This window comes from Microcystis sp. M31BS1, from assembly GCF_020245285.1.
Taxonomy (GTDB): domain Bacteria; phylum Cyanobacteriota; class Cyanobacteriia; order Cyanobacteriales; family Microcystaceae; genus Microcystis; species Microcystis panniformis.
This window is the reverse complement of record NZ_JADBVE010000015.1, coordinates 1-9,414: the sequence shown is the minus strand read 5'-3', so window position 1 is coordinate 9,414 and position 9,414 is coordinate 1. Positions and strand designations below refer to the sequence as shown.

The 9,414-nt window shown below is 40.2% G+C and carries 11 protein-coding genes; 7 read left to right on the top strand and 4 right to left on the bottom strand.

From position 1 onward, the window contains the following. Positions 1–113 (top strand): transposase (locus IM509_RS00605; protein WP_071784045.1); only part of this gene is annotated, 113 nt, incomplete at its 5' end. Position 114: 1 nt separating this feature from the next. Here IM509_RS00605 and IM509_RS00600 read toward each other — a convergent pair. From IM509_RS00600 to IM509_RS00585, 4 genes are all read right to left on the bottom strand, one after another. Further along, positions 115–327 carry a hypothetical protein gene (locus IM509_RS00600; protein WP_185237684.1) on the bottom strand — a complete coding sequence of 71 codons (213 nt, stop codon included), beginning with the start codon at positions 325–327 and terminating at the stop codon, positions 115–117. Between the two features lie 751 nt (positions 328–1,078). Further along, positions 1,079–1,369 (bottom strand): nucleotidyltransferase family protein, encoded by a 291-nt coding sequence (locus IM509_RS00595; RefSeq protein WP_052276687.1) that lies wholly within the window; start codon positions 1,367–1,369, stop codon positions 1,079–1,081. A gap of 65 nt (positions 1,370–1,434) precedes the next feature. Continuing rightward, the gene (locus IM509_RS00590) at positions 1,435–2,376 is read right to left on the bottom strand and encodes a hypothetical protein (protein WP_052276688.1); all 942 of its coding nucleotides are present in this window, start codon (positions 2,374–2,376) and stop codon (positions 1,435–1,437) included. Between the two features lie 400 nt (positions 2,377–2,776). Next, positions 2,777–3,544 (bottom strand): DUF6816 family protein, encoded by a 768-nt coding sequence (locus tag IM509_RS00585; protein ID WP_002789806.1) that lies wholly within the window; start codon positions 3,542–3,544, stop codon positions 2,777–2,779. A gap of 35 nt (positions 3,545–3,579) precedes the next feature. Between IM509_RS00585 and era the strand changes: the two genes are divergently transcribed. The 6 genes from era to IM509_RS00555 all read left to right on the top strand — a co-directional run bounded on the left by era (position 3,580) and on the right by IM509_RS00555 (position 8,725). Then, on the top strand, positions 3,580–4,536 hold the full coding sequence (gene era, locus IM509_RS00580) for a GTPase Era (RefSeq protein ID WP_072925930.1): 957 nt from the start codon (positions 3,580–3,582) through the stop codon (positions 4,534–4,536). A gap of 108 nt (positions 4,537–4,644) precedes the next feature. Beyond that, positions 4,645–5,322, top strand: a complete 678-nt coding sequence (locus IM509_RS00575) for a uracil-DNA glycosylase family protein (RefSeq protein ID WP_002789809.1) — start codon at positions 4,645–4,647, stop codon at positions 5,320–5,322. 3 nt (positions 5,323–5,325) lie between these two features. Beyond that, the gene (gene rsmD, locus IM509_RS00570; protein ID WP_052276689.1) at positions 5,326–5,868 is read left to right on the top strand and encodes a 16S rRNA (guanine(966)-N(2))-methyltransferase RsmD; all 543 of its coding nucleotides are present in this window, start codon (positions 5,326–5,328) and stop codon (positions 5,866–5,868) included. Positions 5,869–6,495: 627 nt separating this feature from the next. Continuing rightward, positions 6,496–7,800, top strand: a complete 1,305-nt coding sequence (gene thrC, locus IM509_RS00565; RefSeq protein ID WP_002750866.1) for a threonine synthase — start codon at positions 6,496–6,498, stop codon at positions 7,798–7,800. A gap of 106 nt (positions 7,801–7,906) precedes the next feature. Then, on the top strand, positions 7,907–8,182 hold the full coding sequence (locus IM509_RS00560; protein ID WP_052276690.1) for a MoaD/ThiS family protein: 276 nt from the start codon (positions 7,907–7,909) through the stop codon (positions 8,180–8,182). A 255-nt stretch (positions 8,183–8,437) separates the two neighbouring features. Then, complete coding sequence (locus tag IM509_RS00555) at positions 8,438–8,725, top strand: hypothetical protein (RefSeq protein WP_002789813.1); 288 nt, start codon at positions 8,438–8,440, stop codon at positions 8,723–8,725. Positions 8,726–9,414: the final 689 nt, after the last annotated feature.

Sequence of the window (9,414 nt, the reverse complement as noted above, 5' to 3'; positions counted from 1 at the left end):
TGGTCGAGGGAATCAACAATAAACTTAAACTAATAAAACGGAGAGGCTATGGCTTTAGAAACTTTCGGAATTTTTGGGTTAGAAGTATGTTATCTTGGCATCTTGTATGTTGATTTAGCATAAAGGGTAACGAAGAGCCTGAATTTGAGACTGTACGGGGGTAAAATAACGATGATAAACATAACTGTCTTTTTCTTGCCAATTAAGGTATTGATAATGAGGATCATAAGCTAGTTTTTTAGCTTCTTCCGTGAGATTAATCGGACAGAGATCCACTTTATTTAAACAGATTAATAAGTGAGAAACTTGAGAGCATTCTTTGAGCAAAAAGTCAACCCATTTTTCAAATCTTTTGATCCATTGTTGACGAGTAATAAAATGATCTAGATTGTCTTTTTCAGGATTAATAATCTCTCGATAAGGTTCTAAAATAACTAAAACCGCATCTGCTGTCTGAATTTTATTTAATGTTTCTTGCCACTCATGAACATCTTGCCAAGATTTTCGCCAAATTTCTCCTAATGTATCAATTATATCTAAGTCAATTGTTTGGCTCTTCTCGACTTTGTGTGATAATTTTTGCTTATGGAATCGTGAAATGTTTACTGGGAAAGACTTTTAGGACTATTTTGCGGATATTCTATCAGTATAGACCTAGTTTCCACACAGAAACCAGAAGAGCCATTGTTTGAAGACCAGCTGTTAAATAAGCCTTAAACTCCATATATGTTTCAGAAAACCTGCACCCGTTTATTGTTCCTGCTCTTGTAATTCCTCTATCGTCAAGTATCAAAGATTTCATGAATTTATAATCGGGTTCTACAACTTTGATATAATGACCATCAGGATTAAGAATTTCTAGACAAAGATGTGTTTTTCCTGCAACGCGAGCCGATACAAATAATTTGATTCACTTGTTTAACCTCCATGTTGTCAACTAATTGTAATTCTTTTCATTGGCAATAATTTGATGATTGAATTAATAAAGATTGATAGAATCTGTCTTTTCCCTCCTGTGTATAAGATTCGATTCGTTCAATTCTATCTAAAATATCACCTAAATAAATTAAGTCATCATTCATAAAGGAATCACCTCTTTCATGATTCTTTCCCGAAAACAATCTCGTAAACTGTTAATAGTAGCCACATCAACCTTACAGCCTAAATAATCTTCTAAGTCTTGAATTAAACCAATTCTATCTAATAAGTTGCGCCCTTGTTCCATTTCTACTAAAAAGTCAATATCACTGTCATTGCTGTCTTCTCCTCTGGCAACTGATCCAAATATTAGAATATTAAATGCTCCATGTTTTCGGGCAATTTTTATAATATTCTCTCGTTTTTCTTGAAGAAGTTGATAGCGTTTCATTTTCAGACTTTCCCGAATCACTCAATAATTTTTTGGGCAAGCAATATTAATTTTTTCTACAATAATTATAGCATTTTACCCGTACATAACCAATATAAGGGTTCAATTAGTCCAAAAGGTTGCCATTCTTGAGGATTTCTAATCACGGCAAATGCTCTCCCACTTTCTGATTGAATAATTGAATTTGGTTCGCAATATTTACCAAATACTCCGAAGGATGAAGTGGTGAAATATTCGACTTTTCCCTTGTCCTCCTGAGTCCAATTTTCTAGGATTTCATACATTTTAGGAAAGAGTCTTTGTACCAGACCACGAGGATCATCTCGATTAACCCAAAGTTCTGATAAATCACATTTCGTGACAGCAAAAGCGATACGACAACCTTGAGGGTTACGCTGTGTTAAATCTGTAGTAAATTTTTCTAAAGACTTAGCATATACCTCATCTTCTCGATGAGATGTTCCATCTATTGGTAAGAAATATCCACCTATATCACTAAATAAATCATCATAGTATTCTGTGAAGCTATGAGATGATGAAAACTCTCTAATATCTCTCAAGAGACTATCTGGCATATCGTAGATAGCAAATGAAACTTTTTCTGTATTTTTAGCCCAAAATAATCCTTTTATTTCCAGAGTAATAGTAAAACTATAGAAAGGATGCTGGCAAAAAATACCGTTAAATCCTGTTAGTTCTAAGTAGGTGGGTGGAATTAAATATAAGATGAACGTAGGTTGGGTTGAAGCATGAAACCCAACGCCCCGATGGGTTACGCTACCGCTAACCCATCCTACAAATGATTGTGCCTCCCTACTTAACATCAATTGCTTTTTTAAAATGTTTTCTGCCTCATCACTCAATTGTTTTGCAAACGGATCACTCGGTGTTACTTGACAAGATAAGACCTTTTTAGATTTTACCTGATGTTTTTGATGATAAGCTAAAGACGCAAGATAAGTGCTTAATCCTGCTGCATAAGAACCTATACCTATGATATTAGTCATAACATTTACCTCACAGAAATAATGCGTTAAAAAAAGGTTGAACAACTAGACGATTAACCCCACCTACAAACCCATCAAAGACCAATTCAAGAAAAAGAAACTTAGCTCACATTGAGCAGTTAATGGCGGTGGGAGCCTCGCTTTCTTGGCTGAGTAAAAGACAGTATAAATGAACTTCCCCGTTGACAAAAGGCCATAACATCTGCTGTAGGAGGGATTAAGAGTATTCAAGCAAATCGTCCCCAAGTCCTTCAATAAAGTCCGAAAACTAGGCCCGGGAAAGTTCTCTTAATTCCTTTTGGACATAATCTTAGGTTTTATGGCTAGGATTGTCTCTTGTCTTTTTTCTCCTCCTGTCTCCTCATCTAAGGGAAGATTGTTGATTTTTACAGGAGTTCTATTAATCTTTCAGCAATTCTAGGCGATAACGATACAAAGCTACAGGACGATTCGGCGCTTGGAAATAATCAGGGGATTGGGGGGAAAGATAAATGGCTGTCACCTGATCGCCTAGAATTTTATTAGGAGATAATAACTCATAAGCGGTGGTGGTTTCCACCTCATTAAGATAAGTATTGGTTTCTCCCCGGAAAATTTGTTGACTGATTTCTGTGGCAATAAATTGATTGCCGCTAGGAGTTTCGCTATTTCTGGCAATTACCGTGGAAATTAGTTGATGAGCGCCCCGTAAAAAGGTAATCTGACGATTGGGATTATTAGGGTCAGTTTTTACCGATAATACCGATTGACTACCCAAATAGGCGCGACTAATTGCTAAACCATTAAAGGATCGATCGGCCACAATTGATGGTTTACTGATAATAGTGGATAAAAAGGCAGCATTTATCGGTCTGGAAATAGCTTTCTCGATGAATCTCACCGGAAACTCGATCGATTTTTCTAGGTAACGACGATTACTTTCAAAACCAGGTGTGATAATCTGGGGAGCAAGAGGAGCGGTTAAATCGATTAGGGTACTGGTGACAGTCCAACTGCCTACCATCCAATCGGGATAAACTAAATCTCCACTGGCAAAACTAACCACTGGTTTAGTCATCCAGCGAGGATAATTAGTTAAGCGATCGCTTAAATTTCCTGCTATAGATAATTCTAAATGGTTACTACAGCCTAGAATCAATACTAACAAGAACAAAATTATCCTTTGCATGGGTAAAAATATTTTTTAAGTAATATTCTTTAATTATGAACGATTTGATCAACTCCCAAGCCTTTAATCTCGATTCGGCAGTAATTCCCATCGCACCCACTGGTTTTAAATCGGGTTTTATTGGCATTATTGGTCGTCCTAATGTGGGCAAATCCACCCTGATGAATCAATTAGTGGGACAAAAAATCGCCATTACTTCCCCCATCGCTCAAACTACCCGCAACCGTTTGCGCGGCATTGTCACCGACGAGCGCTCCCAGATGATTTTTGTCGATACCCCCGGCATTCACAAACCCCATCACGAATTAGGCAAAGTTTTAGTTAAAAATGCCGAAAACGCCATAAATTCTGTAGATTTAGTTTTATTTGTTGTCGATAGTAGTAATTTTTTGGGCGGTGGCGATCGCTATATCGCCGATTTACTGACTAAAAACCAAACTCCCACGATTTTAGGGCTAAATAAAGCCGATCAGCAACCGGAAGACCCGGAGCCTATCGACGATAGTTATCGCACCTTAGCGGCGGAAAATAACTGGTCTCTGCTGAAATTTTCGGCACTGGAGGGGACGGGAATCGCAGAACTGCAAAATCTGTTAACTGATTCCCTCGAAGTCGGTCCCTATTACTATCCCCCCGATTTAGTCACCGATCAGCCGGAAAGGTTTATTATGGGCGAATTAATCCGCGAACAGATTTTACTGCAAACCCGTCAGGAAATTCCCCATTCTGTGGCGGTGGTGATTGAACGCGTCGAGGAAACTCCCGCTTTAACCAAGGTTTTTGCCGCCATTAACGTGGAACGAGCTTCCCAAAAAGGGATCGTCATCGGTAAAAATGGCAGTATGTTAAAAGCGATCGGCTCTTCCGCTCGATCGGCTATTCAAAAGTTAATCGCTGGGGAGGTATATTTAAAGTTATTTGTGAAGGTAGAACCGAAATGGCGACAATCTCGCTCACTTTTAGCAGAATTTGGCTATCGCACCGAGGAGTGAATTGGGGTGTGGGGTGTGGGGAGAAGCTTTTTTCAGTGAACTGAAAACTGAAAACTGAAAACTGATAACTGATAACTGATAACTGATAACTGATAACTGATAACTGAAATGACCGATATTAAAACCCTAATTAAACAGGTACACCAAGAGGCAAAAAAAGAGGATTTTCCCATCGATACCCTAATTTACCAAGAGGCAAAAAAAGACCCCTTTGAACCAGTTTTGTATGCTGGTAATCTTGCTAGTCAGTTATGCTTTTTTGGCCGGGATTTAGGACGAGATGAAGTGTATGCAGGACAACCTTTGATCGGGGCTGCTGGTAGAATGGTAAGAGAGGGATTTTTTCAAGCTTGGCAGGGGAGAAAATCCCATGATCGTCAAGAGCTATTATCGGTGTGCGATCGAATTTTCTTAACTAATACAGTTCCCTACAAACCCCCTGGTAATAAAGCTTATTCTGGGGAAGTGAAAGATCGTTTTCGTCCATTTATAGAAAAACTGCTCGTTTTTTATTGGCAAGGTGATCATATCATCACCCTTGGCACGGAAGCTTTTAAATGGTTTGAACCCTACGGTAAACCCAAAGAAGTAGATAAATTCTATCTTGATAAAGAACGCTTTACCAAAAAACTGCTAGTTACCCTCACCGCTACCGATGAACAGGGATTAAAACAGCAAAAAAAAGTGACTTTATTGCCTCTCCCCCATCCTTCTCCTCTCAATCAAAGATACTATGCTCTTTTTCCTGATTTATTACAAAAAAGATTAACTGAATTTGCCTTTTAACCGATGAGAATTTACGGCAATCGTCCCATAAAAACCCTAGCAGGACAATTAACCCGTCCGACGACAGCAAGGGTGCGAGAAGCTTTATTTAATATCTGGCAACAGAAATTATCTGGCTGTCGTTGGTTGGATCTTTGTGCGGGTAATGGTTCCATGGGTGCGGAAGCTTTATGTCGAGGTGCGAGTCTAGTAATTGGAATTGAACAATCAGGACGCGCTGGCGAAATTATTAAGGAAAATTGGCGCAATTTAGCAACTTCTCACCAGCAATTTCAAGTAATTCGGGGGGATGTACTGACAAAGTTAGCCACTTTAGCGGGGAAAAGTTTTGATTTAATTTATTTTGATCCTCCCTACGAAAGCGGGTTATATTTACCGGTATTAACTGCCATCTCTCAATCTAATTTATTAGATTCTCTGGGGGAAATTGCCGTGGAACATAATCCCAAATCTTGGCCAGCAATTAATCTAGAAGGTTTAACCATTTGTCGTCAAAAACGCTACGGCAATACTACCTTAACTTTTTATCAAAAAGCAGATGTCTAATAGATCTCTTGCAAAAATCAAAAATCTTCCGTTAGGTGAGGAGTAAGGAGCCAGTAGTCAGGATTCAGGAGAATGATGACAACAAGCTTAAAAAGGAGACTGGGAATTATGAATTATGAATTATAGTCATTTCAGATAAGTGTGAGACGAGGGCGTTGGGTTTCATGCTTCAACCCAACCTACGTTCTCTCAATCAGAAATGGTCAATTTTATTGGGCAGTCCAGAAAAAATTATTATTTCTCAACAAAATCACATAATTTGTCACTTTTCTTGACAATCATCCTGAGTAAAGCGAGAAACTTTCTGGCAAACGCAGTTAATCGCCCCCTGTTTAAGCTATTTAAACAAAAATAAGAGCTTATTTCGATAAAATTCGCAGTAAATAGGCTATAGCCTCCTAAAACACTTAAATCCCTTCTCCTCGTCCTTTTTTTGACCTAAAACTACCCCGAAGTTTCCTGACACGGCAGCCGAACTCTCTCCCCTTAACCCTTGCTGCTCCCCAGAATATCACCTATTTTTTGTATAAATTTATACCCGACTATTTTTGTCGGGTATATTTGACACCAAGATTTTGCCGGTGATAGGATGCTTATAGATTCAGTTGACGGCAAGACAGGAAAATCATGACCCTAGCGACAAACATCAAAACCTCAAAATTCATCCCCACCTTTACCCGCTTGGTTTCTAAGGAAGGAGGGACTTCTTACCCTCTGAAAGCGCTGAATATCTGCGAAGAAACCTTTGCCCCCCTAGAAGTGGACTACGATTACGACCTCATCCGTCGCACCGTTACCAGAGAAAGCATTCAAGCAGGTCCCAATTCCATCTGGCGCTATCGTTCCTTTTTGCCGGTGGAAAGTGAAAATCCCATCGATGTGGGTACGGGTATGACTCCCCTAGTTAAATCCCACCGTTTAGCCCGGCGCTTGGGTCTAAAAAATCTCTACATTAAAAATGATGCCGTCAATATGCCCACTCTCAGCTTCAAAGATAGAGTGGTATCCGTCGCCCTTACCCGGGCCAAAGAATTAGGTTTTACCACCGTTTCCTGTGCTAGTACGGGAAATCTGGCCAATTCCACCGCCGCTATTGCCGCTCACGCCGGTTTAGACTGTTGTGTTTTCATTCCCTCCGACTTAGAAGCGGGTAAAATTCTTGGCACCCTAATCTATAATCCCACGGTAATGGCAGTCAAAGGCAACTACGATCAGGTCAACCGTCTCTGTTCAGAAGTGGGCAATACCTACGGTTGGGGTTTTGTCAACATCAATCTGCGTCCCTACTATTCCGAAGGTTCCAAAACTTTAGGCTTTGAAGTGGCTGAACAATTAGGCTGGAAACTCCCCGACCATATTGTCGCACCTTTAGCCAGTGGTTCCCTCTTTACCAAGATTTATAAAGGCTTCCAAGAATTCGTCAAAGTCGGTTTGGTGGCAGATAAAGCAGTGCGTTTTAGTGGCGCTCAAGCGGAGGGTTGTTCCCCCATTGCCCAAGCTTTCAAGGAAGGACGGGATTTTGTCGCCCCAGTTAAACCCAATACTATCGCCAAATCGATCGCTATTGGTAATCCCGCCGATGGTGTTTATGCCCTTGATATTGCGCGTAAAACCGGCGGTAATATTGAATCCGTCACCGATGCCGAAATTATCGAAGGTATTAAACTTTTGGCAGAAACGGAAGGCATTTTCACAGAAACTGCGGGCGGTACGACTATCGCTGTCTTGAAAAAATTAGTAGAAGCGGGTAAAATCGACCCCGAAGAAACCACGGTCGTTTATATCACCGGTAATGGTCTAAAAACCCAAGAAGCGGTACAGGGTTATATCGGTGAACCCCTGTTAATCGAACCGAAATTAGAAAGTTTTGAACGGGCCCTAGAACGTTCCCGCACCCTCGAACGCCTCGAATGGCAACAGGTTCTCGTCTAGAATTGATGCTCAGGGATGATGGGGCAATTATTCCCTTGCCTCATCTCCACAAGCAATTTAAATTCGCGCGCAGCTTACCGTCCTTTCCACTTTTTCCTTGATATCTATGGCTGTAAAAGTTCTCATTCCTACTCCCCTGCAAAAATTTACAGAAAATAAGGCTACCATCGAGTGTAGTGCTAGTAGTGTCGGTGGTTTAATCGAATCCTTAGAAGCAAGTTTCCCTGGTATTAAGGCCCGCTTATGCGATGAAGAGGGCGCACCCCGACGCTTTTTAAATTTCTACGTCAACAGTGAAGATATTCGCTTCCTCGATGGGACACAAACCCCCTTAAAAGATGGCGATGAAGTCAGTATCGTTCCGGCTGTGGCTGGAGGTTAACCTCCCTATAAGTTTGTTTTCCGTCAATTGTAATTAAACCCCTAGAAAGTGATGTTTTCTGGGGGCTTTTGTTCGGGTAAGTTCTAAGCTGCCCGCGCATTTAAATTGCCTTTTGTCTCTCCTGATATGTAACCTATACTCAACAGATTTAGTAAGTAGGGAGGCAGAATTATTTGTAGGATGGGTTAGCGGTAGCGTAACATGAGCGGGCGTTGGGTTTCATGCTTCAACCCGACCTACGTTCTACACTAGCTTATGACTGATGATCAATTGAAACAACTAATTGAGTCTAATGCCAAATCTATTGCGGTTTTATCCGATGCAATGGCAACTGAGCGAGAGGCGATCGCAGCAGATAGAGAAGAACGACGAGCAGAACGTGGCCAGCTATATCAATACTTGGGCAGAATTGCGGCAGCCCAATCCAATTTTTACGAAGTTCAGGCAGATTATTATCATCAATTAGCAGTATTATCTGAGCGTAAAACTCGCACAGAAGAACAAATTGTTAAAATTTTAAAGCATTTATCTATTACTGAATAATGACGCAGAAATCACTTTTTTAAGGAGAGAATAAACAGTTTGGTAGGTTGGGTTGAGGCACGAAACCCAACGCCAGTTGCGTAAACACCAATCCAATAAATGTTATTCTAACTTGATGCAATACCGTAGAGCAAAAACACCTAAAGCCACTTATTTTTTTACAGTTGTGACATACAATCGTCACAGAATTTTGTGTGAACCTGAAAATGTGGATTGACTACGAAATGCTTTTAAATATGTTATGCGACAACATCATTTTAAGATTGATGCTATTGTCAGGGTAATCGCATGTTGATGGAGTTTTCAAATTCTGAGGGGTTGGGTCTAAAATTTGATGACTAAATCAGGCTTTGACCTGCACAAGGCTAGAGAATTTCTGGTTTTGCCAGTTATTCTGGCTACCTCATCTACTCAGTTCCTTAAATTCCTAAAAGTCCTAGCCAATTATAAGATTAACATCTACCTCCTCTCTCAGTCAACTGCACGATTCTGTCAAGATTTTTACCATGAAATTATCATTCATACTGGCCCTGTAGCGTTTCATCCTCAGGCTCTTCGGGAATTGTTATGCAAATAATTAACTTAAAATAAAATTCGATGAGAGCGCCTACGCTCAAAAGTAGCTGAAATCCATACAGGGAAGGACTTAAGGCACAAACAGGTTAATACCAAAAGATAGACAATTGAGT